Raw genomic sequence first — 24,232 nt, 5'->3', positions numbered from 1 at the left:
CCGGTTATGCAGTTGCAAGCGTCTTCAAGAACGAAAAAAATTCAGCATACATATAGGAATTCTCTTACAATCTGTAACGTGCTGGATCCAGGATCCAATCCGCACCCCCAAGGAAGCCGCACGGAGTTACCAGATGAAAGCGTGGAAGGAATCACAGCTAATGCAGCTTTCTTACGCTCAGAATTTAGAGACCGCGTACGAGATTTCTCTCAATCTCGTTAAAAACCTGGGCTTTAATTTCTGCGCATTTTCAGTAATACCCCGAACACGAGGGATCCCCCATCATAAGATCAATTTGAATAACTACTCTAGCGAATGGAACACCCAATATGAACAAGAACATTTCAGTGAGATCGATCCAATACTAGCCCACTGCAATCGCTCCGAAATGCCGATTCTTTGGCAGGAGGACGTCTTCTCAAAGACACCAGCGCTGTGGCAAACACAAAAAAAGCAAGGTTTGCACTATGGCTGGTCCCAATCCGTTCATGATAAGAACGGACTTTGCAGCATGCTAAGCCTGGCCAGAAGCCACTGCCCGATTACTACGCATGATATGTATGAAAATCTGGGCTACGCGATGTTCATCAGCCGGCACCTGCATGGGCTTGCCGTGAAAGACCTGCCTGCCTCCTCGCTGAATCCGGACACCGTGCATTTATCATCCCGAGAAATTGAAGTGCTGAAATATTCAGCCAACGGCAAGACGGCATGGGAGATCGCGACCATCCTCAACCTGAGTGAAAGCACGGTACGGTTCCATTTACAAAACACCATCCGCAAATTCGGCGTCAACAACAAGATTGCGGCGGTGATCAGAGCAGCAAGGGAAGGCGTTATCTAAAACTGTTCGAATCCGGTAATCCCTGCAAGTAATCCAGAACAAAAAAACGTACCATCTGCGATCCATCCTGAGTGATGACGTGGGAAATCCCACGACGCAGCCCACTCGGATGGATCCGCCCGCTACAACGCCCCTGAGCGACGGGCCCCCGCTTGATTATCCTTCGTTGACTACCCAGAGCCCCCTGCCTCATGCCTCTGCTCGAAACCCCCTTCGCTCGACTCGACCTGATCCGCCAGCCAGAACAGCAGAACGAACCGCTGCAAGCGTTTGATGCCGCAGACGAATACCTGCTCAATCATCTGGCCGGACAACAACCGACAGCCGATATCCGAGTGCTGGTGCTCAACGACAGCTTCGGCGCATTGGCCGCCAGCCTGGTGGGCAAGGTCCGGGTGACCAGCAGCGGCGATTCGTTTCTAGCCTTTCAGGGACTGGAAAAAAACCTGATACGCAACGGCCAGGCGTTTGATGCGGTGTCGAAGGTGCCTGCCAGCGAAGCGTTCGTCGGGCCGTTTGACCGGGTCTTGATCCGGGTACCGAAAACCCTGGCCTTGCTGGAAGAGCAACTGATTCGGCTACAGGGTCAATTGGCTCCCGGCGCTCAAGTGGTTGCGGCCGCGATGGTGAAGCATCTGCCACGCGCCGCTGGCGATCTGCTGGAGCGCTACATCGGCCCGGTGCAAGCCTCGCTGGCCGTGAAGAAGGCTCGACTGCTGATCGCCACGCCCGAAGTCAAAGCCTGCGCGATCTCTGCATACCCGACCCGCTATCGACTCGACGAGCCTGCAATCGAACTGCTCAATCACGCGAATGTGTTCTGCCGCGAAGGACTGGATATCGGCACACGGGCCTTTTTGCCGCACTTGCCGAAGAACCTCGGCGCAGCGCGTGTCGCCGATCTGGGGTGTGGCAACGGCGTGCTGGCGATCGCCAGTGCCCTGCAAAACCCCGAGGCTCAATACACCCTGGTGGACGAGTCATTCATGGCCGTGCAATCGGCCGCTGAAAACTGGCGCGCGGCACTGAGTGATCGTGACGTGATTGTGCGGGCCGGCGATGGGTTGGCTGGCCAGGAACCCCAATCCCTGGACGTGGTGCTGTGCAATCCACCGTTTCACCAACAGCAAGTAGTCGGTGATTTCCTGGCCTGGCGGATGTTCCAGCAGGCGCGCGAAGCGCTGGTGGTAGGCGGCGCGCTGTACATCGTCGGCAACCGTCATCTGGGCTATCACAGCAAGCTTGCGCGGTTGTTCCGCGGCGTCGAGCAAGTAGCAGCCACCCCCAAGTTCGTGATTCTCAAAGCCCGTAAATAACCGCGCACAAAAAACCCTCCATCGCGGGAGGGTTGTAAATCCGTGCCGCAAGGCAACGGGATGGGAATTTCAGTGGGTGCTCAGGCCCGCGGCGTTCATGAACATGCGCATCAGGCTGGCCACGATGAACAGTGCCACGACGCTGCCGGTCCAGATCATCGCCAGCCAGCCGAGTCGCTGCCATAGCGGCTTTTTCTCGGCGGCTTCGATTTCCTGCAAATCAGGTTTGCCAGCCATCATCGCTTTCTCCTCTGCAACGGCGCAGGTATCAATCCTGCGCCGTAGTCGCTAGTGGTAACCATCTTCATGGGTGACCTTGCCGCGGAACACGTAGTAGCTCCAGAAGGTGTAACCCAGGATGAACGGGATGATGAACAGCGTACCCACCAGCATGAAGCCCTGGCTTTGCGGCGGCGCGGCAGCGTCCCAGATCGAGATCGACGGCGGCACGATGTTCGGCCACAGGCTGATACCCAGGCCGCTGTAGCCGAGGAAGATCAGCACCAGGGTCAGCAGGAATGGCGTGTAATGCGCGTTGCGGGCCACCGCGCGAATCAAACCATACAGGGTCACCAGCACCAGAATCGGCACCGGCAGGAACCAGAACAAATTCGGCAGGGTGAACCAGCGTGCGGCGATCTCGGCATGGGCCAACGGCGTCCAGATGCTGACGATGCCAATCACCGCCAGCAACACGAAGGACAATGGCCGCGCCAGGTCATGCATCTGTTCCTGCAGCTTGCCTTCGGTCTTCATGATCAGCCAGGTGCAGCCGAGCAGCGCGTAAGCCACCACCAACGCCGCACCGCAGAACATCGTGAACGGCGTCAGCCAGTCCAGTGAGCCACCGGCGAACTGACGGTTGACCACTGGCAGCCCATCGATGAACGCCCCCAACGCCACGCCCTGAAAGAAGGTTGCGGCGATCGAACCGCCAATGAACGCCTTGTCCCAGAGGTGGCGCTTGGCGTCCTTGGCCTTGAAGCGGAACTCGAAAGCCACGCCGCGGAAAATCAGCCCGATCAGCATGAAAATCAGCGGCAGGTACAACGCCGAGAGCACCACCGAATAGGCTAGCGGGAAGGCGCCGAACAAGGCCGCGCCGCCCAATACCAGCCAGGTTTCGTTGCCGTCCCAGACCGGGGCGACGGTGTTCATCATCACGTCACGGTCGGTCTTGCCCTTGATGAACGGGAAAAGAATCCCGATCCCCAGGTCGAAGCCGTCCATGACCACGTACATCATGATGCCGAAGATGATGATCACGGCCCAGATCAGCGGAAGATCAATACCCATGATTCAAATCTCCTTGTTCAGGCTGTGGTTGTGATCACCGTCACCGTTGTCATCGGCTGCGGACAGCGGACGGGCCGGCGTACGTTTCTGGCCAGGACCGCCTTCGTTGGTTTCCTTGCCTTCGTCGACCTTCGGCCCTTTGCGCACCAGGCGCATCATGTAGCCAAGGCCGGCACCGAACAGCGCGAAATACACCACAACGAACATGATCAAGGTGATGCTCATCTGCACGAAGCTGTGCCCGGAGGACGCATCCGCCGTGCGCATCAGCCCATAAACCACCCATGGCTGACGACCGATTTCAGTGGTGAACCAGCCGGCGAGGATCGCGATCAGACCGGACGGCCCCATCCACAACGCCAGGTACAGAAACGGACGCGAGGTATACAGCTTGTCACGCTTGCGCAGCCACAGGCTCCACAGACCGGTGAAGATCATCAGGAAACCCAGGCCGACCATGATCCGGAACGACCAGAAGACGATGGTCGAATTCGGCCGGTCTTCAGGCGGGAACTCCTTGAGCGCCGGTACTTGCTTGTCCATGGTGTGGGTCAGGATCAGGCTGCCCAGATACGGAATCTCGACCGCGAATTTGGTCTTCTCGGCTTTCATGTCCGGCCAGCCGAACAGGATCAACGGGGTCGGTTCATCGCCAACATTTTCCCAGTGGCCTTCGATCGCAGCGATTTTCGCCGGCTGGTGCTTGAGGGTATTGAGGCCGTGGAAGTCACCGATGACGGCCTGAATCGGCGCCACGATCAAGGCCATCCACATGGCCATCGAGAGCATGGTGCGGATCGCCGGGTTGTCCTTGCCACGCAACAAGTGCCAGGCCGCCGACGAACCGACGAAGAAAGCGGTAGCCACGAACGCCGCCGTGGCCATGTGCATCAGGCGGTAAGGGAACGACGGGTTGAAGATAATCGCCAGCCAGTCCACCGGAATGACCTGGCCATTGATGATTTCGTAGCCTTGCGGAGTCTGCATCCAACTGTTGGAGGCCAGAATCCAGAAGGTCGAAATAAGGGTGCCGATGGCCACCATGACCGTGGCGAAGAAGTGCAGCTTGCGCCCGACCTTGTTCCAGCCGAACAGCATGACGCCAAGGAAACCGGCTTCGAGGAAAAAGGCGGTGAGTACTTCGTAGGTCAATAACGGCCCGGTCACGGAACCGGCGAAATCCGAGAATCGGCTCCAGTTGGTACCGAACTGATAGGCCATGACCAAACCGGACACCACGCCCATACCGAAGTTGACGGCAAAGATCTTCGACCAGAAATGGTACAGATCGCGGTAAGTGCCATTGTGCGTCTTCAGCCACAGGCCTTCGAGCACCGCCAGGTAACTCGCCAGGCCAATGGTGATGGCCGGGAACAGGATGTGGAACGAAATGGTGAACGCAAACTGAATCCGGGCGAGATCAAGTGCCTCCAAACCGAACATAAGTCTTCCTCTGTCAGGTAATACCGGCTGAAGGCTTGCGGCCTGCACCCACTGCCCCCACGGATATGGAGTGTGGCGAATTTGAATTCGTTCTTTTTCTACCATCATCACAACGTAGGGAATCTGGCCATCAGGCCACCCGATCAATTCCACGAAGGGTCTTGATCTGGATCAAGCAATGTTGAAAGAGTAGTCGCATTTTTGCCGATGGACGGTGTGGTCTATTGCCGCGTGACAGGTTGCCTCACGGGTTTGGTCATGAACTGCAATACATTCCCTGTGGCGAGGGAGCTTGCTCCCGCTCGGCTGCGCAGCAGTCGTAAAACCGGGTAATGCGATATGCCCGTGGGAATGAGATGGCAGGTTCAGGACTGCTTCGCAGCCCAGCGGGAGCAAGCTCCCTCACCACACGGGATTTCGTCTGCTCCGCAGATCGGTGTCTAGCTAACTAAATTTCCCGCCCTCGCAACCTCTGGTTACAGGTAGGTGATAATCTCGCCCTTCCCTCGCTCAAGACCTGCCTCAGATGCCCAGCCAAGCGCCCTTGCTGTTACGTCATCACCGCCCGTTTATCGCGTTTTGGCTGGCTCGGGTATTTACCGCCAGCGGTTTTCAGATGCTGACCGTGGCCATTGGCTGGAATCTTTATCAACTGACCGGCAACGTGCTCGATCTGGGTCTGGTGGGGCTGGTGGAGTTTGCCCCGCGGGTGTTGTTCATGCTGCACACCGGGCATGTCGCGGACCGCTACGACCGGCGTAAGGTCGCGGCGATCTGTCAGTCCCTGCAAGCGTTGATCGCCCTGTCGCTGGCCATCGGCAGCGCGACCGACCATGTCACCCGGGAGATGATCTTCATCCTCGCGTTCCTGCTGGGTGCCGCCCGCTCCTTCGAGATGCCAACGACCCAGGCCTTGCTGCCGAGCATCGTGCCCAGCGCCCTGTTCCCCCGCGCGGTTGCCGCCGCGCAATCTGCGCAACAATCGGCGACCATCGTCGCCCCGGCGCTGGGCGGTTTGCTCTACGCCTTCGGCAGCGTCTGGGTGTATGGCCCGACGGTGATCCTCTACCTCATCGCCTGTACGCTGATGCTCAACCTCCCGGCCCGGCAGACGCCGCTGAACAAGGGCAAGGCGACCCTGGATTCGCTGCTGGCAGGCATCCGCTTCATTCGCAGCCGCCCGGACATTCTCGGAGCGATTTCCCTGGACCTGTTTGCCGTCCTGCTGGGTGGCGCGACCGCGCTGCTGCCGGTGTTCGCCAAAGATATTCTGCTGACCGGCCCCTGGGGGCTGGGCCTGTTGCGTTCGGCCCCGGCGGTGGGTGCGCTGCTGATGTCGCTGTTTCTGGCGCGATTTGCCGTGGAGCGCAACGTCGGACGGGTCATGTTCACCGCCGTGGGCGTATTCGGAGTGGCGACGATCGCTTTCGGCTTGTCGACCTCGTTCTGGTTTTCCCTCGCCGTGCTGGTGGTATTGGGTGCGGCGGACATGATCAGCATGGTGATCCGCGCCTCGTTCGTGCAACTGGAAACCCCGGACGAAATGCGCGGCCGGGTCAGCGCCGTGAACGGTCTGTTCATCGGTGCATCGAATCAACTCGGCGAGTTCGAATCCGGCCTGACGGCCCACTGGTTCGGCACCGTGCCAGCGGTGGTCATGGGTGGCATCGGCACGCTGGTGGTGACCGGGGCGTGGATCAAACTGTTCCCGACCCTGGCCAACCGCGACCGCATGCATGTGCCGGTGGAAGCAGTCAGGGCATGACGCAGTCTGTCCAGGGCGCTCTCTAAACCACCAACTCCCCCGCCACCGCCGACCGCGTGGCTTTGCCACAGAGTTGCTCCACCAGCGTCAGCGCAAACTGCAACGCGGCGCCCGAACCCTGAGCGGTGATGCAGTTGCCGTCGACCACCACCGGTTGATCAATGAAGTTACAACCTGACAGTTGATGGCTGACAGCGGGCAGGCAGGTCATGCGCCGCTGACGTAAAACGCCAAAGGTTTGCAGCGCCAGCGCCGGAGACTCGGCAATACCGGCGAACAGGCGCCCGGCGGCGGCCTGGTCCTTGATCAATTGTTGCAGGGGTTGGTGAGCCGCCAAATGCTGCGCCCCCACGGCACCGCCGGGCAGAACGATCAGGTCGAAAGGCTGGGCCAGCAAATCCACCAACATCGCATCGGCGGTCAAGCGGGTGCCGCGAGCGCAGGTGAGCATGCGTCGCGACTCGATGCTGGCCACCACCACTTCAACCTTGGCGCGGCGCAGCACATCGATCAGGGTCACGGTTTGCAGATCGTCGATGCCCTCGGCGAGGGTAATCAGGGCTCTAAAGGTCATGGGCGCGGTCCACAGGATGATCTTTAAAGCGTAGTCAGCTTTCCTGTCCCTTGTTCGAGCCTGGCTGTTACTTGATGTAAAGCTGGGTCGACATCGTGTTGCCCGGTGCGTTGATCGAGGTGTTGCTGAACGTGAAGTTGCCGTCCTGCTTGCCCTTCAGGTCGAAGATGTACAAAAAGCCGACCACTTTGGTCCGTTCAGAGCAATCCGTCAGATTGCCGTTATCGAACGCGCAGACTTTGGTCCGGGTGCCATCCACCTCGAAACCGTCCAGCGCGACATGGGCCTGGCGACCGTAGCCGACTTCCAGCACGTAAACCTTGATGTTCGGCCCCTTGTGGTCGCAACGGGTTTGCGCCTGGCCGTCCGCGATACTTTCAAAGCCACAGCCTGGCGATTCGACCTTGAGTACCTTTACCTGACTCAACGGGGGCGCCGTCGCTGCCGAGGCGGTTTGCGCCCCCAGGAACAATGCGATCAATATTGCGAATGCGGCAACCGCACGCCTGTTCATGCACTTCATATTCACCCTTCCCTCTCCCCCCAAAAAACAGCGCGCAGTATGGCGCAGTTCTCTTTTGGGCAAAACATCGACGACGATCGTAGCCATAAGCAGCCATAACCCTACGCTGCTGGTATGATGCGCGGCTTTTTCCGACCCACAGAAATTTCACAGGCGCCTACGGCGGTCTGTGCTTTGCTGTTGAGGTCGATACATTCACGGCGCCGGGCGCGCCACGGGGAGCAGACATGCTGGAAAGGCTGTTTCAACTCAAGGCACACAACACCAACGTGCGGACCGAGATTCTGGCGGGCGTCACGACCTTTTTGGCCATGGCCTACATTCTGTTCGTCAACCCGAGCATCCTCGGCGAGACCGGCATGGACAAGGGCGCGGTGTTTGTCGCCACCTGCCTGGCAGCCGCCATCGGCTCGACGACCATGGGCCTGATCGCCAACTACCCGATCGCCCTCGCGCCGGGCATGGGGCTGAACGCCTTCTTCACTTACACCGTGGTTCTGCACATGGGCCACACCTGGCAAGTGGCACTGGGCGCGGTGTTCCTCTCGGCGGTGATGTTTTTCCTGTTGTCGATCTTCCGCATCCGCGAATGGATCATCAACAGCATCCCGCTGGCGCTACGCTCGGCGATTGCCGCCGGTATCGGCCTGTTCCTGGCGCTGATCGCCCTGCACAACGCTGGTATCGTGGTCAGCAACCCGGCAACCATGGTCGGCCTCGGTGACCTGACGCAACCGGCGCCGATTCTCGCAAGCCTCGGTTTTGCCCTGATCGTGGCGCTTGAAGCCCTGAAAGTGCGAGGTGCGGTACTGATCGGCATTCTGTCGGTGACCATCGTCTCCATCCTGTTGGGCTTCAGCCCGTTCGGCGGCGTGATGTCGATGCCGCCATCGCTGGCCCCGACCTTTCTGCAACTGGATATCAAAGGCGCACTGAACATCGGTCTGGTCAGCGTGATCTTCGCCTTCCTGTTCGTCGATCTGTTCGACAACTCCGGCACCCTGATTGGCGTTGCCAAACGCGCTGGCCTGATGGGCAAGGACGGTCACATGCCGAAAATGGGCCGCGCCCTGATCGCCGACAGCACCGCGGCCATGGCCGGTTCCTTGCTGGGCACCTCGACCACCACCAGTTACATCGAATCCGCAGCCGGCGTGAGTGCCGGTGGCCGCACCGGCCTGACCGCTGTCGTGGTGGCAATTCTGTTCCTGCTGGCGCTGTTTTTCTCGCCATTGGCGGCCAGCGTTCCAGCCTTCGCCACCGCGCCTGCATTGCTGTTCGTCGCCGTACTGATGACATCTGGCCTGGCGGAAATAGACTGGGACGACATCACCGTCGCCGCACCGGTCGTGGTCACCGCCCTGGCCATGCCGTTCACTTATTCCATCGCCAACGGCATCGCCTTCGGTTTCATCGCCTGGACCGCCGCCAAATTGTTGTCCGGTCGCGGCCGTGAACTGAATTCGGCGCTGGTGATTCTGTCGATTCTGTTCGTGATCAAGTTGGGTTGGTTCAACGCATGACTTTTGATTCCCAGGCTTACGCCGCACAGCTCGAAGAAAAGGTCACGCGCCTGCGTGACCTGCTGGCCCCATTCGGTGCCCCCGAACCCGCAGTGTTCGACTCGCCGCTGAAAAACTTCCGCCTGCGTGCCGAGTTCCGCCTGTGGCGTGAGGCCGGCGAGCGCCATTACGCGATGTTTTCTCAGGAAGACAAACGCACGCCGATCCTGATCGAGGAATTCCCGATCGCAAGCCTGCGCATCAACCAATTGATGCCGCAACTCAAGGCGGCGTGGCAAGCGAGTGCTGCCCTGAGCCACAAGCTGTTCCAGGTAGAGTTTCTGACCACGCTGGCTGGCGATGCGATGATCACCCTGTGCTACCACCGCCCGCTGGACGAGCACTGGCACGCGGCGGCGTCGAAGCTGGCGGCCGAGCTGAACGTCAGTGTCATTGGCCGTTCGAAGGGAAAACGCGAAGTGATCGGTCACGATTACGTGGTCGAGAAACTTGAAGTCAGCGGTCGCACCTTCAGCTATCGCCAGCCGGAAGGCGCGTTCACCCAACCCAACGGCACGGTGAACCAGAAGATGCTCAACTGGGCGTATGACGCCCTCGGCGATCGTTCCGACGATTTGCTGGAGCTGTATTGCGGCAATGGCAACTTCACCCTGCCACTCGCTACCCGCGTGCGCAAAGTACTGGCCACCGAAATCAGCAAGACCTCGGTCAACGCTGCGCTCAGCAACCTGAGCGAAAATGCGGTGGATAACGTCACGCTGGTGCGTTTATCCGCCGAAGAGCTGACCGAAGCCCTGAACGAAGTTCGTCCGTTCCGTCGCCTGCACGGCATCGACCTCAAGAGCTACGAATTCGGTAGCGTGTTCGTCGACCCGCCCCGCGCCGGCATGGACCCGGACACTTGCGAACTGACCCGGCGCTTCGACAACATCCTCTACATTTCCTGCAACCCGGAAACCCTCGCGGCCAACATCGCCCAACTGCACGACACTCACCGCATCACTCAATGTGCGATGTTCGACCAGTTTCCATGGACCCATCACATGGAATCCGGAGTGTTGTTGACCCGTCGTTGATTACATCCCTACACACAAACCAGCCGTCCCCGGGACGGCTTTTTTGTGGGCGATTGAAACGCTCTGTATTTGTGCGCCCTTATTTGATAAATACAGCCTCAGGCATTTCATTTGATTCCCGGTGTAATCAATCATGCAGCGACATTTCGACGATCTTCAGCTGGGCAGCATCGAACTGTTTTGCCTGGCCGCCGAAGCCGGCAGCTTTACCGCCGCGGCCCTGGTGGCGGGTGTGACGCCGGCCGCCGTCAGCCGCTCGGTGTCGCGGATGGAAGAACGTCTGGGTGTGCGGCTGTTCGCGCGTACCACACGCAGCGTCAAGCTGACCGACAGTGGCCGGCGTTATTTTGAGGAGTGTCGCCAGGCTCTTGCGCAACTGGTCGAGGCTCAGCGCGAAGTCATGGGTCAACAGCAGGAACCCTCCGGTACCTTGCGCATCAGCATTCCCACCACCTATGCCCACCATCGCATCCTGCCCTTGCTGCCCGCGTTTCGGGCGCGCTTTCCCGCCGTGAAGGTCGAGGCGCACATCAGCAATCGCAACATCGATTTCGTCGGCGAAGGCTACGACATGGCAATCCGTGTGCGCGCCATTCCCGATTCCGGGCTGATTGCCCGGCCGCTGGAGGACGCCGCGCTGGTGATGATTGCCAGCCCTGACTATCTGAAGCGTGCCGGCACTCCACAGACCCTCGACGACCTGGCGCACCACGAATGCATCCAGTTCGAGCTACCCAGCAGCGGGCGGCGGATTGCCTGGCTGTTCAACGATAACGGCGTGCCGCTGGAGATTTTGGCCGAGGGTAATTACTGCTGTTCCGATGATGTATTGGGTGGCGTGACGCTGGCGAAACACGGCGCCGGACTGTTTCAAACCTATCGTTTCATCGTCGAAAACGAACTGGCGGATGGCTCGCTGGTTGAAGTGCTCAAGCCCTATGGCGGGCGTTCGCGTCCCTTCACTTTGCTGTATCCGCAGAGCCGCCATGTGCCGTTGCGGCTCAGGGCGTTTATCGATTTTCTGGTTGAGCATCTGCCTCGCTGAAAAGATCGCAGCCTTCGGCAGCTCCTACCTTTGAAACGCGTGCACCTGCAGGAGCTGCCGAAGGCTGCGAACTTTTGGCATATGTCCGATCACCGCACACAAAAAGCCGTTGCAGCACCTCTTCAATTGACCGGATTAACCAGTTAGTACAATTTATCTCCACAGGCTGAAACCCTCGGCCAACGCCAAAAATAATAAGTGGAGAGAACCGATGTCCTCTATCGTTCTGGTGCTCAACGGCCCGAACCTGAACCTGCTTGGCACCCGTGAACCGGCGACTTATGGCCACGAAACCCTGGCAGATATTTCATCGCTGTGCGGTCGCGCAGCCGAAGAGTTCGGCCTGAAGGTGGAGTTTCGCCAGACCAACCATGAAGGCGAACTGCTCGACTGGATTCACGCCGCCCGTGGCCGCTGCGCCGGGATCGTCATCAACCCGGCCGCCTGGACTCACACCTCGGTCGCCATTCGCGATGCCCTGGTCGCCAGCGAACTGCCGGTGATCGAAGTGCACCTGTCCAATGTCCATGCCCGCGAACCTTTCCGGCATCACTCCTTTGTCTCGTCCATCGCCACGGCGGTCATGTGCGGTTTCGGCAGCCACGGCTATCGTTTGGCGCTGGAGCATTTCAGCCAACGTTTGAAGGATTAAGCGTCATGACACAGAACACCGTGGTACTCGCCGGGTTGATCGGCGCCGGCATTCAGGCTTCCCGCACCCCGGCGCTACACGAGCATGAAGGTGATGCGCAGGGTTTGCGCTACCTGTATCGGTTGATCGATCTGGATCAGTTGAAACTCGACAGCGGCGCCCTGCCCGACCTGCTGATGGCCGCCGAACGCATGAACTTCACCGGGTTGAACATTACCTTCCCGTGCAAGCAGACGATCATCCCGTTGCTCGACGAATTGTCGCCGGAAGCCCGCGGCATTGGCGCGGTGAACACGGTGGTGCTGAAGGACGGGAAACGTATCGGCCATAACACCGATTGCCTGGGTTTTGCCGAAGGGTTTCGCCGTGGCCTGAAGGATGTTGCCCGTGAGCGTGTGGTGCAAATGGGTGCCGGCGGCGCAGGCGCGGCGGTGGCCCACGCACTATTGAGCGAAGGCGTACAACTGCTGAGTATTTTCGATGTGGATCACAGCCGGGCTCAGTCGCTGGCGAACAACCTCAATCAGCATTTTGGTTTTGGCCGCGCCGTGGCCGGTCATGACTTGCCAGGCACGCTGGGTCAGGCGGACGGACTGGTCAATACCACGCCGATGGGCATGAAAAAACTGCCGGGCATGCCCGTGCCGGCAGAGCTGCTTCGGGCCGATCTATGGGTAGCAGAGATCGTTTACTTCCCACTGGAAACCGAACTGCTGCGCAACGCTCGCGCGCTGGGTTGCCGAACCCTGGATGGCGGCAACATGGCGGTGTTTCAGGCAGTGAAGGCGTTTGAATTATTCAGCGGGGTGGTGCCGGATGCCCAGCGGATGCTGGCGCATTTTCAGAGCATGAATGGTTGAAGATCAAAAGATCGCAGCCTTCGGCAGCTCCTGCAAATGTCCGGGTACACACCGGTCTCTGGAGCTGCCGCAGGCTGCGATCTTTTAAGGGCCCTGGAAATCAGGCCTGCAGGTAGCGCAACACCGACTCGCAGATCATCTCCCGATGACGCTGCTTGATGCTTTCGTCCGGCAAGTCGATCTGAAAGATCTCACCGAAGGTATGACGGTTCGACACGCGATAGAAGCAAAACGAACTGATCAGCAGGTGCACATCCAGCGGATCGAGGCCGGCGCGGAATACACCCGCTTCGGCCCCGCGACGCAAAATCTCACCCAGTGAATCGAGGATGGTGTTGTTCATCGCCTTGATCGCATCGGAGCGCTTCACATACTCGGCGTTGTGAATGTTCTCGATGCTGACGATACGCACGAAATCGACGTTGCGATCATGGTGATCGAAGGTGAATTCCACCAACCGCCGAATCGCCTCCACCGGCGCCAGTTCGGCCAGGTGCAAACGGCTCTCGGTGCTGCGGATATCCCCGTAGAGTTTCTCCAGCACCTCGACGTAGAGCTGTTCCTTACTGCCGAAGTAGTAATAGATCATGCGTTTGGAGGTGTGGATGCGCTCGGCGATTGCATCGACCCGGGCACCGGAAAGCCCCTGCTGGACGAACTCGACAATGGCCTCTTGAAGGATGTTCTCGCGGGTTTTTTCCGGGTTGTTCTTGCGACTCTTGCGAGGCTCGGCAATTGGCTTTTCGGGCGCTACGGAGAGTTCTGAAATTATTGTCATTGCGGGCTCACGGCCATCACTACACAAGTGGGCGATTATGGGGCGCTGCGCCCGGTGAAGGAAGTCGCGCGGCAGCGGTTTTGTACCCATGTTTACGATTTTCCTACAACTTTGCCTGACGTACGCCACCAGTTCGTGATTTTGCCATGGCCGCCAGTCGCACTGCCACGTTGGCCGCGCCGTAACCCGCGTAGCCGTTTTTGCGCTGGATGATTTCAAAAAAGAACCGTCCTTCGAACGGCTCGGTGTAAACATGGAACAGCTCGCCACCCTGAGCATCGCGGTCGTAGAGCACGTTGAAGTAGGCCAGCTCGCTGAGGAATTCGTCGTCGAAATCGAACCGCGCGGCGAGGTCATCGTAGTAGTTGAGTGGGATATCCAGCAGCGGCACGCCGGCCTCCTTCGCGCGGCTGACTTCGGCAAAAATGTCGTCACAATCGAAAGCGATGTGATGCACGCCGGAACCGCGATAACTCGACAACGCATGTGAGATGGCAGTGTTGCGGTTCTCGGAAATGTTCAGCGGCAAGCGGATCGAACTGCAGCGGCTGCGTAATGCGCGGCTCTTCACCAAACCATACGGGTCAGGCAACACCACTTCATCGTCGGCCTCGAAATCCAGCAGGCTTTTGTAAAACAGCACCCAGCTGTCGAGGCTGTCGGCGGGCAGTGCCATCGCCATGTGATCGATGCGCTTGAGGCCACCGCTGGCGACGGCCGTCGGTTGCAGGTTGAAGTCGGTGCCGTAGACGTCGGCGTCCTGGTCCACCAGGTAAATCAGGCTGCCATCCGGCGCACGAACCGCTGCCAGCTCAAGCTCATTGGGGCCTACCAGCCCGCGATAGGGTTGCCCCTTGTACGCAACGGCGCGGGCCAGTGCACTGGTGCTGTCCTTGACCCGCACGGCGGTGGCGCACAGCGATGGACCGTGGGCCTCGAAAAAACTGTGGGCGAACGAGTAAGGCTCGGAGTTGAGGATCAGGTTGATATCGCCCTGACGCAACAGGCTGACACTCTTGGAGCGGTGTTGCCCGGCCTTGACGAAACCCAGCCGCTCCAGCCAATGGGCCAGCTTGGCGCCAAGGCTTTCGTCCACCGCGAATTCAAGAAACTCGATGCCGTTGTATTCGCTGGCGCCTGGGGTATCGAACAGAATGTCGCGATTGGCCACAGGCGTGGCTTGCTGCTCCAGACGCTGGCGGGTTTTCTCTTCCAGATACAGTAACGAACGCAAACCGTCGGCGGCGTTGGCCCGTGGCGGTGCGGCGCGGAAGCCGTCGTTGAAGATCTCCAGCGACAGCGGCCCGGTGTAGCCACTCTTGATGATCGGCGCGAGGAAGCCCGGCAGATCGAATTCACCCTGGCCCGGGAAACAGCGGAAGTGTCGGCTCCACTCCAGCACATCCATGGCCAGGATCGGCGCGTCGGCCATTTGCACGAAGAAGATCTTGTCGCCGGGAATCTCGGCGATGGCGCTCGGGTCGCCCTTGAGCGACAGCGTATGAAAACTGTCCAGCAACACGCCGAGGCTCGGGTGGTCGGCCTGGCGAACGATGTTCCACACCTGTTGATACGTGTTCACATGCCTGCCCCAGGCCAGCGCTTCATAGCCGATCCGCAGGCCACGAATACCGGCCCGTTCTGCGAGCTGGCGCAAATCATCAATCAGGATCTGTTCATCACCGATGGAGTCGGCCGAAGCGTTGCTGCACACCAGCACCAGGTCAGTGCCCAGTTCCTGCATCAAATCGAACTTGCGCTCGGCCCGCTCCAGATTGCGCGGCAGGCGATCGCGGCGGCAACCTTCGAAATCCCGAAAGGGTTGAAACAGTGTGATGGCGATCCCGAGATCGGCGCACATCTGTTTGATTTCCCGCGGGCTTCCGTCGTAATAGAGAAGGTCGTTCTCGAAAATCTCCACCCCGTCAAAACCGGCGGCGGCAATGGCTTCGAGTTTTTCCGGCAGGGTGCCGCTCAAGGAAACGGTGGCAATGGAACGCTGCATGTATGGACTCCCGGTGGTAGGGAAATTTCTTGTCAGGGCGTAGGAGCTGCCGAAGGCTGCGATCTTTTGACTTTGCCTTCAGCAATAGGTCAGGCGTCAGAATCAAGATCAAAAGATCGCAACCTTCGGCAGCTCCTACAGGGGTAGCGTTTGTCTTGGGTAAATTATTGGCTTGACGAATCCACACAGCAATTCAAAGTGTACTACCCGGTTAGTTTTGCGGGCGATTATCGAACACAATGGCGGTTGGCGAATTGACGATTTTTCGTCCACTGCGCACCATCGACAGCACATTGAGTCCGGTCACGACCCCATGGACTCGGTTACCAAAGACCCTGAACACCACATAAAAATTTCAAAAAACGGGTACACACTCATGCACTCATTCAACGCCTTGTTTGCTTGCTCCACCGCCCTCACGCCTGGCCTGGCGTCCATCCGAACCTCGCGTTCCCTCGGCCGAACCGTGCCGCTCGCTGAATAAAACGTTGTCGTCACCTGACGAGAACCCCTCAGCCGATCAATCACACCCGCGCCTGTCGCCGTCGATTGATCACGCGCCCTTGAAGTCCCGACAAGCCTCGCTTGTCAGTCATTGAACGGATGGCACACATGTTTCCTTCTCAAAGCTCTCACGTGGCTCCGGCCCAAAGCGTCGCCACTGGCGGCATCGGCGACAAAATCCGCGGCGCCATGGCGGTCGGCAAAACCCGTTGGGGGATGCTGGCGCTGGTGTTTTTCGCCACCACCCTGAACTACATCGACCGCGCCGCCCTGGGCGTCATGCAGCCGATCCTGGCCAAGGAAATGAGCTGGACGGCGATGGATTACGCCAACATCAACTTCTGGTTCCAGGTCGGCTACGCCGTCGGTTTCGTGCTGCAAGGCCGGTTGATCGACCGGGTCGGCGTGAAACGCGTGTTCTTCTGCGCGGTACTGCTCTGGAGCCTGGCCACCGGCGCTCATGGCCTGGCCACTTCGGCGGTGGGCTTCATGGTTTGCCGGTTCATTCTCGGTTTGACCGAAGCCGCCAACTACCCGGCCTGCGTGAAAACCACCCGGTTGTGGTTCCCCGCCGGCGAACGCGCCGTGGCCACCGGCATCTTCAACGCCGGGACCAACGTCGGTGCGATGTTCACACCGATGCTGCTGCCGTTGATCCTCCATGCCTGGGGCTGGCAAGCCGCGTTCCTGTGCATCGCGGCACTGGGCGCCATCTGGTTGCTGTTCTGGGGGCTGAAGTACTTCAATCCGGAAGACCACCCGAGCGTCAAACAATCGGAACTGGACTACATCCAGAATGAAGTCGAACCGGAACAATCCCGCGTACCGTTCTCGAAAATCCTGCGCATGCGTGGCACCTGGGCCTTCGCCCTGGCCTACTCGATCACCGCGCCAGTGTTCTGGTTCTACCTGTATTGGCTGCCGCCGTTCCTCAATCAGCAATACAACCTGGGGATCAACGTGACCCAGATGGGTATCCCGCTGATCATCATCTACCTCACGGCTGACTTCGGCAGTGTCGGCGGCGGGATCCTGTCCTCGTTCCTGATCGGTCGCGGGATCAACCCGATCAAGGCACGACTGATGTCCATGTTCCTGTTCGCCTGCTGCATCATCGGCGTGGTCATGGCCGCCGGCTCGAGCAGCCTGTGGCTCGCGGTGTTCGCCATCTCCCTGGCCATCGGCGCTCACCAGGCCTGGACCGCGAACATCTGGAGCCTGGTGATGGACTACACACCCAAGCACATGATGAGTACGGTGTTCGGCTTCGGCGGGATGTGCGCGGCGATCGGCGGGATGTTCATGACCCAGTTGGTCGGCCACATTCTGACGATCACCAACAACAACTACACCGTGCTGTTCACCATCATTCCGGCGATGTACTTCATCGCGCTGACCTGGCTGTACTTCATGGCACCGCGCAAGATTCCGACCATAAAAGATTGATTCATCTCAAACGCAGGCCTGATCCCGGGCCTGCGTTTTTTTATGTGCGCGGTTTATGAACTCACCCCTTTTTTCTCAAAGCCACAGAGACAAACCATGTCGCCAGGTAACTTGAGCATCGCCAAGCGTGCCGTGATCAGCTTCGGCGTCATCGCCTTGCTGGTCCTGTTGCAGGGGCTGTTCGCCCTCAAACAGGTCGCGCAAGTCCGCGCCACCGGCCAGCACACTGAAAACATCTCTCTGCCCAGCATTCGCTACCTGGGTGAAATCCGCGACTACATCCTGAGCATTCGCGTACTCAGCCTGCGCATGGCGCTCAACCGCGATCCAAAAGTGCTCGATGCCACCGTCACACGCCTGCATCAAGTGCAGGGTTGGCTTGCGCAGACACTGGAAAAATTCACCCCGCTGGTCGGTGATTACAACCGGGGGCCTTACGAAAAATTCGTCGCCACCGTCACGAACTACCGGCAGGCGCTGGCGCAATACGAAGCGCTGTCGCGGGAGAACCGCAGCGAAGAAATGACCGCGTTGCTCAACAGCAAAATCCAGGACTACTCGACTCAGACCGGTGACCAGTTCGCCGAATTGATGGCCCTTGTCGCTAACGAAGTCAGCCTGTCGGCCAACCAGGCCGACTCGCTCTACAACCAGGTAAAAATCACGGTTATCGGTGCGCTGATAGCAGTCGCACTCCTGACCCTGTGCCTGGCCTGGCTGTTGATTCGCAGCATCGTCATGCCAATCCGCCAGGCAGTCGAGGTGGCCGAGCAAGTGGCCGCCGGAGACCTGAGTCAACCGATCCGAAGCCACGGCGCCGATGAAACCGCACGCTTGCTCAAGGCCCTGTCGGCCATGCAGACCAGCCTGCGGGAAACCCTGCAATTGATCAGCGGCACATCGACTCAACTGGCGGCCGCCGCCCTGCAAATGAATCAGAGCACTCACCAGGACTCCAGTCGGCTGCAACAGCAACACAATGAAATCGAGCAGGCCGCCACGGCCGTCAACGAAATGACCGTCGCGGTGGAAGAAGTCGCGCGCAACGCGGTGTCGACTTCCGACAGCACTCGCCAATCCACGCAGCAAGCCAGTCAGGGCCAGGCACGGGTGATTGAAACACTGGATTCGATTCAGGCGATGAGCAGCAATGCGGGCCTCGCACTGCAACAGGTTCAGACCCTGGCCGAGCAGTCCCGGGAAATCGGCAAGGTGCTGGATGTGATCCGCGCCATCGCCGAACAGACCAATCTGCTCGCGCTCAACGCCGCGATCGAAGCCGCGCGGGCCGGGGAAGCCGGACGTGGTTTCGCGGTGGTGGCCGACGAAGTTCGGGCGCTGGCGCATCGCACTCAGCAATCGACCCGGGAGATCGAACAGATGATCGGGCGGGTTCAGGGCGACACCGACAGTGTGGTGGTGTCGATGCACGACAACAGTCAGCGTGTCGCCGAAACCCTGTCGATTGCTGAACAGGCCGGGCTGGCGCTGGCAGAAATCACCCGGGCGATGGAGCAGATCCATGAACGTAATCTGGTGATCGCCAGTGCCTCGGAGGAACAGGCCCAGGTGGCCCGTGAGGTGGATCGCAATCTGCTGAACATTCGCGACCTGTCGCTGGAAAGCGCCGACGCCGCGACCCGGACCAGCGCCACCAGCCAGGAGCTGTCGCGACTGGCGGCCGGCCTGCAAAACCTGGTGGTGCGCTTCAGGTTTTGACTGGCCTCAGCGGCGGCTTTGTTGCCACGCCGCCGCCAACCCGCTGCAGCAAATCACCGCGATCCCGACCACCGTGGTCAGGGTCGGCGTGTGAGAAAACAGCAACCAACCCAGCAACCCGGCAAAGACAATCTGGCAATAGCCGAACGGTGCCAGCAGCGCGGGGGCGGCGTGACGGAAAGCCTGGGTCAGAAACAGGTGCGCCGTCATCCCGCAGGCGCCCAGTGCAACCATCATCAATCCATGCACAAGGCTTGGCACTTTCCAGAAGAACGGCACCAGTGCGCTCATCACCAGGGTGTTGCACAGGCCGGCGAAGAAGTTACTGGTGGTCGGGCTGTCGATTTCACTGAGCTTGCGGGTGAGCAATTGATAGAAGCAGAAAAACAGCGCCGAGCAGAGCGGCAGTAATACCGCTGGCGTGAACAGATCACCGCCGGGGTGGACGATGATCAATACGCCGATAAATCCGCAAATCACCGCGATCCATTGCCCACGGGTGACCCGCTCACCCAGCAGTGGCACCGATAGCGCGGTCACCAACACCGGGGCAAGGAAGTTGACCGCCGTGGCTTCGGCCAGCGGGATGTACTGCAAACCGGTGGTGAAAAACAAACTGGTGCCCAACAGGCACAACGCTCTGAGCAACTGCAGCAACGGCCGTTTGGTGCGCAGGACTCGCAGCCCGGATTGCGGCAGAAATATCCCGGCCATCAGTAGGGTGTGAATCACATAGCGAGCCCAGACCACCATGACGATGGGGTAGAAGCCCGATAGATACTTCGACAAAGCGTCGTGACTGGAAAACAGGAAGGTCGCGACGACGATCAGCAGAATCCCTTTGAAGGGTTGGTTTACGCCGGAGAGCGGGGTGCTGACGGTCATGCAAGGCCTCTGGAATCAAATCAGAATGTGGCGAGGGAGCTTGCTCCCGCTGGACTGCGCAGCAGTCCCCAAATCAGCAAAGGTGTTCCGTCACTTCATATGACAGATCGTTGACGACCGCTTCGCGGCCGAACGGGAGCAAGCTCCCTCGCCACAGGTTCAAAGGCGCGCCAACAATTCCCGGGTTTTATCCAACGCCATCCGCGCCCGCTGTAACCCGCTTACGCCCTGCTCCAGCAACTTCACAGTGGGAACCTCCAGGCTCAACGGAATATCAGCCGGCAAACACTGCAACAACCCCACCAGATCACAATCGCCATCGCCCGGAAAACGTCGTTCGTTACGGGCCTGACGCAAAATCTCCGCCATGTCCGCTGACCGTGGCCCCGCAACATCGCACAGCTGTGCATACCGTAACCGTGACGGTGCTACCTTGGCCAGATCTTCCAGCCGCGAACCCGATCGGTCGAAATGGAACTCGTCCACCAACACCGCGCCGTTTTCACGGTCAGCTTTTTCGACGACGCGCACCGCTTGTTGGAGGTTGCGCGCATCGGTCCACGGCATGAACTCCAAATGCGGATGCAGCCCGTAAGGTGCCGCCAGATCACAGAGCCGGGCGAAATTCTCGGTGAGTCGCTGTTCGTCAGAATCGTTACCGGCCACCAGCAATTCACTGGCACCAAACTCCGCTCCGACCGCCAGAATCTTCTCGAAGTCGGCACGATGGTTATTGTCGGAAGGGTGAATTCCAACATTTTAGAACCTGGTTCCAGATTCCTACACAAGCGAACCACAAAAGTGTGCGAACAGCGCACAACTTTGCAGGAGCGAAAGAAGATCAAATGTGGGAGTGGGCTTGCTCGCGAAAGCGGTGTGTCATGCAGCATTGATGTCGACTGACACACCGTCTTCGCGAGCAAGTCGGATCGCCGCACCGCCGCTCCCACAATGAACGGGCGCTGACCGGCTTAATTGAACAACTCCGACGCCAGACTTGCCGCCGACAGTTCCTCGGTAAACGTCAACAACAGCGGCGCCAACTCATGCAGCCGTGCCCCCGGCATCCGTGCGCTTGGCCCGGCAATGCTCAGCACACCGATCACTCGACCATCGCCGGGATGGCGCACCACCGCCGCAATCGCCGAGGTGCCCACTGCCGAACTCTCCTCGACCCAGGCGTAGCCCTGCTCCCGCGCCAGACGCAGGCGCTCCAGCAATTCAATGTTGGAGCGCGGTGCGTTCGGCCCCAGATCTTTCGGTTGCACGTCGCCCTGACGTTCCACCAACGACAACGCTTCGGCATCGCTCATGCACGCCAGCCATGCGTGGCCCGACGCGGTGTAGAACAACGGCGCATCACGGCCCATGTCCGGGTCATAACGCAGCCCCGAGCGGGCGCCTTGAGACTTGGCGATCCAGACCTGCCGCTCGCCTTCAATAACGCCAAGGCGCACCAGTTCACCGGTTTCCTCGGCCAGACGATCCAACACCGGCTGCACGATATCGGCGCCGCTGCTGGACAGGTAACGGAAACCCATCGCCACCAGTCTGGTCGACAAGTGATAACGCAGGTTCTCCGGATTCTGCCGCACATAACCCAGGCGGATCAGCTCGGCGAGCAGGCGATGAGTCGCGCTTTTGGGGATATCCAGTTGCTCTGCCAGCGTCTGCATCGGCAGGCCACGAGGTTCACTGGTGAGGCTTTCCAGCACGCTGAAAACACGTTCGATCTGACTGCCGGCCATGGGAGGTTCCACACGAAATTTGCCCGATTCTAGAAGACAACCCGCCGAATGCGAAATCTGGAACCGCGAGTCCGTTAGCCGCCGTCGAGACAAGCAGTCCCCCACTCGATAAAAACCCATCGCCTGAAGGAATTCGCTGGGCTATCCGTGTTCAATACAAGTCTGAAATGGTGCGCGCACGGCAAAAGACGGACGACCGGACTGGCGCCACGCTTACTCACCAGCAACACTCATCACCATGTTCAAACGAGGATCCGCCCATGCTTTGGAAAAAAGGCCGACGCAGCGACAACGTGGTCGACGCCCGTGGCGATGATGTCGGTGGTGGCGGCGGCGGGATGCGCTTCGGCGGGGGCAAGGGCCTGAGCCTGACGGCGATCCTGTTGATCGTCGGGATCGGCTGGATCACCGGCCAGGACCCGTTGCAGATCCTCGGGCAACTGACCGGGCAGATGAGCGAACAATCGGCCCCGGCCCCCCCAAAAACCCGCCAGGCGCCACCGGCCAATGATGAGGGGGCCGAATTCGTACGCTCGATCCTCGGCGACACCGAAGACACCTGGGGCCAGATTTTTCAGCAGGCCGGTCGGCAATATAAAGACCCGACCCTGGTGCTGTTCAGCAATCGGGTGAACTCGGCGTGCGGCCTGGCGACGTCGGCAACCGGTCCGTTCTATTGCCCGGCAGACCAGAAGGTCTACCTGGACACGAGTTTCTTCCAGGAAATGTCGCAACGCTTTTCCGCTGCGGGTGATTTCGCTCAGGCCTACGTGATCGCTCATGAAGTCGGACACCACGTGCAGACCCTGCTTGGCGTTTCGGCGAAGATTCAGGCCGCTCGGCAGCAGGGCCGGCAAATGGAAGGCGACGGCGGTTTGCTGGTGCGTCAGGAACTGCAGGCCGATTGCCTGGCCGGAGTCTGGGCCAACAATGCGCAAAAACGCCTGAACTGGCTGGAACCCGGTGACATCGAAGAAGCCTTGAACGCCGCCAACGCCATCGGCGACGACCGCTTGCAACAGCAAGGTCAGGGCCGCGTGGTGCCGGACTCCTTCACTCACGGCACTTCGGCCCAGCGGGTGCGCTGGTTCAAGGCTGGATTCGCACAAGGCCAGATCAGCCAGTGCGATACCTTTGCCGCGAAGACTCTGTGATGCGTCAGTGGCTGCTGGTTCTGTTGATCACCTGCGCAAGCACCCAGGCTGCCGAGCAGGGAGGCAAGGCGATCAGTTCCGGGCGTCTGCTGTTGAGCGCCGGCGAAATCGCGGTGGGCATCGGCCCGACACCCGCGAAAATCGAACGCGTGCTGATCATCATCCATGGTCGTTTGCGCAATGCTGAAACCTACCGCCAGAGCGCCGAGCACGCGGCCGAGCAGGCCGGGCAAAGCGCGAACACCTTGGTGCTCGCCCCGCAGTTTCTCAATGAAACCGACATCGCGAGCCATCCGGTGCCTGACAGTGTTTTACGCTGGCAAGGCAATGACTGGATGGCCGGCGGCTTATCCACCGCGCCGTTCACCCTGAGTTCCTATGCGGCACTCGACGAAATCATCGCTCGCCTGGGGGATCGGCGCCAGTTTCCGGACGTGAAGCAAATCGTCATCGCCGGTCACTCCGGCGGTGCTCAGGTGGTTCAGCGTTATGCCTTGCTGGGTCACCCTCAGCCCGCTCTCGATACAGAAGGCGTGAAGGTGCGCTATGTGATCGCCAACCCTTCGTCGTATGCCTACTTCAATGAGCAACGGCCAGTGGCGTTCAGTCATGCGGGGTGCCCGAATTTCAATCGCTGGAAGTATGGGCTGGCGGATCTGCCCGCTTATGCCAATGGGCAAACGCCTGCGCAACTCGAAGAGAACTATGTCAAACGTGACATCGTTTATTTACTCGGCCAGCAGGACACTGATCCGAATCATCCGGCGCTGGATAAAAGTTGTGAGGCTAAAGCTCAGGGTGCGTCTCGATTGATTCGTGGGCGCAACTATTTCAAATATCTGAAGCAACGCCATTCTCAGGGGTTGAGTCAGCAACTGATCGAAGTGCCTGGGGTCGGGCACAATGGGGACGGGATGTTTACGTCGCCTGAGGGGCAGAAGGCGTTGTTCGGTCAGTGAGTTTTTGTGGTGCCTGAACTGACGCCTTCGCGAGCAGGCCCGCTCCCACAGTAGATCTGCGCTGGATGCAAATTTGCATTTCATGGAGATTAAAATGTGGGAGCGAGCCTGCTCGCG

The 24,232-nt window shown here is 59.5% G+C and carries 21 protein-coding genes and 2 pseudogenes; 13 read left to right on the top strand and 10 right to left on the bottom strand.

All coding sequences use genetic code 11. From position 1 onward, the window contains the following. Positions 1-133 precede the first annotated feature (133 nt). On the top strand, positions 134-844 hold the full coding sequence (locus tag QMK51_RS04215) for an autoinducer binding domain-containing protein (RefSeq protein WP_320393241.1): 711 nt from the start codon (positions 134-136) through the stop codon (positions 842-844). Positions 845-1,035: 191 nt separating this feature from the next. Then, positions 1,036-2,160: a class I SAM-dependent methyltransferase gene (locus QMK51_RS04210; protein WP_320393240.1), complete on the top strand. Its 1,125-nt coding sequence runs from the start codon at positions 1,036-1,038 to the stop codon at positions 2,158-2,160. Positions 2,161-2,229: 69 nt separating this feature from the next. Here the strand turns inward: QMK51_RS04210 and QMK51_RS04205 are convergent, their stop codons facing one another. From QMK51_RS04205 to QMK51_RS04195, 3 genes are read right to left on the bottom strand one after another with little or no spacing between them, the layout of a single operon-like run. Then, complete coding sequence (locus QMK51_RS04205) at positions 2,230-2,397, bottom strand: DUF2474 domain-containing protein (RefSeq protein WP_052967973.1); 168 nt, start codon at positions 2,395-2,397, stop codon at positions 2,230-2,232. Between the two features lie 51 nt (positions 2,398-2,448). Beyond that, complete coding sequence (gene cydB, locus QMK51_RS04200) at positions 2,449-3,456, bottom strand: cytochrome d ubiquinol oxidase subunit II (RefSeq protein WP_258698979.1); 1,008 nt, start codon at positions 3,454-3,456, stop codon at positions 2,449-2,451. 3 nt (positions 3,457-3,459) lie between these two features. Continuing rightward, a complete protein-coding gene (locus QMK51_RS04195) occupies positions 3,460-4,899 on the bottom strand; it encodes a cytochrome ubiquinol oxidase subunit I (RefSeq protein WP_258698978.1) in 1,440 nt (479 codons plus the stop codon). Between the two features lie 526 nt (positions 4,900-5,425). Between QMK51_RS04195 and QMK51_RS04190 the strand changes: the two genes are divergently transcribed. Beyond that, a complete protein-coding gene (locus QMK51_RS04190) occupies positions 5,426-6,664 on the top strand; it encodes an MFS transporter (RefSeq protein WP_320393239.1) in 1,239 nt (412 codons plus the stop codon). 22 nt (positions 6,665-6,686) lie between these two features. Here QMK51_RS04190 and QMK51_RS04185 read toward each other — a convergent pair whose 3' ends face one another. Beyond that, positions 6,687-7,238 (bottom strand): DJ-1 family glyoxalase III, encoded by a 552-nt coding sequence (locus QMK51_RS04185; protein WP_320393238.1) that lies wholly within the window; start codon positions 7,236-7,238, stop codon positions 6,687-6,689. 67 nt (positions 7,239-7,305) lie between these two features. Next, positions 7,306-7,761, bottom strand: a complete 456-nt coding sequence (locus QMK51_RS04180) for a DUF4879 domain-containing protein (protein WP_320393237.1) — start codon at positions 7,759-7,761, stop codon at positions 7,306-7,308. A 227-nt stretch (positions 7,762-7,988) separates the two neighbouring features. Between QMK51_RS04180 and QMK51_RS04175 the strand changes: the two genes are divergently transcribed. The 5 genes from QMK51_RS04175 to QMK51_RS04155 all read left to right on the top strand — a co-directional run bounded on the left by QMK51_RS04175 (position 7,989) and on the right by QMK51_RS04155 (position 12,917). Continuing rightward, the gene (locus QMK51_RS04175) at positions 7,989-9,284 is read left to right on the top strand and encodes an NCS2 family permease (RefSeq protein ID WP_258698974.1); all 1,296 of its coding nucleotides are present in this window, start codon (positions 7,989-7,991) and stop codon (positions 9,282-9,284) included. Continuing rightward, on the top strand, positions 9,281-10,360 hold the full coding sequence (gene trmA, locus QMK51_RS04170) for a tRNA (uridine(54)-C5)-methyltransferase TrmA (RefSeq protein ID WP_258698973.1): 1,080 nt from the start codon (positions 9,281-9,283) through the stop codon (positions 10,358-10,360). Before QMK51_RS04175 ends, trmA begins: the two co-directional genes overlap by 4 nt. 133 nt (positions 10,361-10,493) lie before the next feature. After that, complete coding sequence (locus tag QMK51_RS04165) at positions 10,494-11,405, top strand: LysR family transcriptional regulator (protein ID WP_320393236.1); 912 nt, start codon at positions 10,494-10,496, stop codon at positions 11,403-11,405. Between the two features lie 211 nt (positions 11,406-11,616). Further along, positions 11,617-12,057, top strand: a complete 441-nt coding sequence (gene aroQ, locus QMK51_RS04160; RefSeq protein WP_320393235.1) for a type II 3-dehydroquinate dehydratase — start codon at positions 11,617-11,619, stop codon at positions 12,055-12,057. 5 nt (positions 12,058-12,062) lie between these two features. Continuing rightward, the gene (locus tag QMK51_RS04155) at positions 12,063-12,917 is read left to right on the top strand and encodes a shikimate dehydrogenase (RefSeq protein ID WP_258698970.1); all 855 of its coding nucleotides are present in this window, start codon (positions 12,063-12,065) and stop codon (positions 12,915-12,917) included. 100 nt (positions 12,918-13,017) lie between these two features. Here QMK51_RS04155 and QMK51_RS04150 read toward each other — a convergent pair whose 3' ends face one another. Both QMK51_RS04150 and quiC read right to left on the bottom strand, forming a co-directional pair. Beyond that, positions 13,018-13,695 (bottom strand): TetR family transcriptional regulator, encoded by a 678-nt coding sequence (locus tag QMK51_RS04150; RefSeq protein WP_320393234.1) that lies wholly within the window; start codon positions 13,693-13,695, stop codon positions 13,018-13,020. A 103-nt stretch (positions 13,696-13,798) separates the two neighbouring features. Beyond that, a complete protein-coding gene (gene quiC, locus QMK51_RS04145) occupies positions 13,799-15,700 on the bottom strand; it encodes a 3-dehydroshikimate dehydratase QuiC (protein WP_258698968.1) in 1,902 nt (633 codons plus the stop codon). Positions 15,701-16,312: 612 nt separating this feature from the next. Here quiC and QMK51_RS04140 point away from each other — a divergent pair. The 3 genes and pseudogenes from QMK51_RS04140 to QMK51_RS28885 all read left to right on the top strand — a co-directional run bounded on the left by QMK51_RS04140 (position 16,313) and on the right by QMK51_RS28885 (position 19,369). Next, on the top strand, positions 16,313-17,650 hold the full coding sequence (locus QMK51_RS04140; RefSeq protein WP_320393233.1) for an MFS transporter: 1,338 nt from the start codon (positions 16,313-16,315) through the stop codon (positions 17,648-17,650). Between the two features lie 42 nt (positions 17,651-17,692). After that, a pseudogene (locus tag QMK51_RS28890) lies at positions 17,693-18,514 on the top strand (MCP four helix bundle domain-containing protein); the annotation flags it as partial. Continuing rightward, the gene (locus QMK51_RS28885; RefSeq protein WP_408980614.1) at positions 18,506-19,369 is read left to right on the top strand and encodes a methyl-accepting chemotaxis protein; all 864 of its coding nucleotides are present in this window, start codon (positions 18,506-18,508) and stop codon (positions 19,367-19,369) included. The pseudogene QMK51_RS28890 and the gene QMK51_RS28885, both read left to right, overlap by 9 nt. A gap of 6 nt (positions 19,370-19,375) precedes the next feature. Here QMK51_RS28885 and QMK51_RS04130 read toward each other — a convergent pair whose 3' ends face one another. From QMK51_RS04130 to QMK51_RS04120, 3 genes and pseudogenes are all read right to left on the bottom strand, one after another. After that, entirely contained in the window at positions 19,376-20,254 is an 879-nt protein-coding gene (locus QMK51_RS04130; protein WP_320393231.1) for a DMT family transporter, read from the bottom strand. Between the two features lie 159 nt (positions 20,255-20,413). Beyond that, positions 20,414-20,977: pseudogene (locus tag QMK51_RS04125) on the bottom strand (sugar phosphate isomerase/epimerase family protein); the annotation flags it as partial. Positions 20,978-21,225: 248 nt separating this feature from the next. Then, on the bottom strand, positions 21,226-22,002 hold the full coding sequence (locus tag QMK51_RS04120) for an IclR family transcriptional regulator (RefSeq protein WP_320393230.1): 777 nt from the start codon (positions 22,000-22,002) through the stop codon (positions 21,226-21,228). Positions 22,003-22,262: 260 nt separating this feature from the next. Here QMK51_RS04120 and QMK51_RS04115 point away from each other — a divergent pair, with 260 nt between their 5' ends. Together QMK51_RS04115 and QMK51_RS04110 are read left to right on the top strand one after the other, a co-directional pair. Then, complete coding sequence (locus QMK51_RS04115; RefSeq protein ID WP_320393229.1) at positions 22,263-23,156, top strand: neutral zinc metallopeptidase; 894 nt, start codon at positions 22,263-22,265, stop codon at positions 23,154-23,156. After that, positions 23,156-24,115 (top strand): alpha/beta fold hydrolase, encoded by a 960-nt coding sequence (locus tag QMK51_RS04110; RefSeq protein ID WP_320393228.1) that lies wholly within the window; start codon positions 23,156-23,158, stop codon positions 24,113-24,115. Before QMK51_RS04115 ends, QMK51_RS04110 begins: the two co-directional genes overlap by 1 nt. The last annotated feature ends 117 nt before the right edge of the window (positions 24,116-24,232 follow it).

Origin of the sequence: Pseudomonas sp. P9_31, assembly GCF_034008235.1 — a bacterium.
Classification (GTDB): Bacteria; Pseudomonadota; Gammaproteobacteria; order Pseudomonadales; family Pseudomonadaceae; genus Aquipseudomonas.
The sequence above is the reverse complement of the archived record's forward strand: the minus strand, read 5'-3'. Positions and strand labels throughout refer to the sequence as shown.

Coding starts and splice junctions, on each gene's coding strand:
- QMK51_RS04215 (WP_320393241.1), top strand. CDS start 134: ATGAAAGCGTGGAAGGAATCACAGCTAATGCAGCTTTCTTACGCTCAG.
- QMK51_RS04210 (WP_320393240.1), top strand. CDS start 1,036: ATGCCTCTGCTCGAAACCCCCTTCGCTCGACTCGACCTGATCCGCCAG.
- QMK51_RS04205 (WP_052967973.1), bottom strand. CDS start 2,397: ATGGCTGGCAAACCTGATTTGCAGGAAATCGAAGCCGCCGAGAAAAAG.
- cydB (WP_258698979.1), bottom strand. CDS start 3,456: ATGGGTATTGATCTTCCGCTGATCTGGGCCGTGATCATCATCTTCGGC.
- QMK51_RS04195 (WP_258698978.1), bottom strand. CDS start 4,899: ATGTTCGGTTTGGAGGCACTTGATCTCGCCCGGATTCAGTTTGCGTTC.
- QMK51_RS04190 (WP_320393239.1), top strand. CDS start 5,426: ATGCCCAGCCAAGCGCCCTTGCTGTTACGTCATCACCGCCCGTTTATC.
- QMK51_RS04185 (WP_320393238.1), bottom strand. CDS start 7,238: ATGACCTTTAGAGCCCTGATTACCCTCGCCGAGGGCATCGACGATCTG.
- QMK51_RS04180 (WP_320393237.1), bottom strand. CDS start 7,761: ATGAAGTGCATGAACAGGCGTGCGGTTGCCGCATTCGCAATATTGATC.
- QMK51_RS04175 (WP_258698974.1), top strand. CDS start 7,989: ATGCTGGAAAGGCTGTTTCAACTCAAGGCACACAACACCAACGTGCGG.
- trmA (WP_258698973.1), top strand. CDS start 9,281: ATGACTTTTGATTCCCAGGCTTACGCCGCACAGCTCGAAGAAAAGGTC.
- QMK51_RS04165 (WP_320393236.1), top strand. CDS start 10,494: ATGCAGCGACATTTCGACGATCTTCAGCTGGGCAGCATCGAACTGTTT.
- aroQ (WP_320393235.1), top strand. CDS start 11,617: ATGTCCTCTATCGTTCTGGTGCTCAACGGCCCGAACCTGAACCTGCTT.
- QMK51_RS04155 (WP_258698970.1), top strand. CDS start 12,063: ATGACACAGAACACCGTGGTACTCGCCGGGTTGATCGGCGCCGGCATT.
- QMK51_RS04150 (WP_320393234.1), bottom strand. CDS start 13,695: ATGACAATAATTTCAGAACTCTCCGTAGCGCCCGAAAAGCCAATTGCC.
- quiC (WP_258698968.1), bottom strand. CDS start 15,700: ATGCAGCGTTCCATTGCCACCGTTTCCTTGAGCGGCACCCTGCCGGAA.
- QMK51_RS04140 (WP_320393233.1), top strand. CDS start 16,313: ATGTTTCCTTCTCAAAGCTCTCACGTGGCTCCGGCCCAAAGCGTCGCC.
- QMK51_RS28885 (WP_408980614.1), top strand. CDS start 18,506: ATGCAGACCAGCCTGCGGGAAACCCTGCAATTGATCAGCGGCACATCG.
- QMK51_RS04130 (WP_320393231.1), bottom strand. CDS start 20,254: ATGACCGTCAGCACCCCGCTCTCCGGCGTAAACCAACCCTTCAAAGGG.
- QMK51_RS04120 (WP_320393230.1), bottom strand. CDS start 22,002: ATGGCCGGCAGTCAGATCGAACGTGTTTTCAGCGTGCTGGAAAGCCTC.
- QMK51_RS04115 (WP_320393229.1), top strand. CDS start 22,263: ATGCTTTGGAAAAAAGGCCGACGCAGCGACAACGTGGTCGACGCCCGT.
- QMK51_RS04110 (WP_320393228.1), top strand. CDS start 23,156: ATGCGTCAGTGGCTGCTGGTTCTGTTGATCACCTGCGCAAGCACCCAG.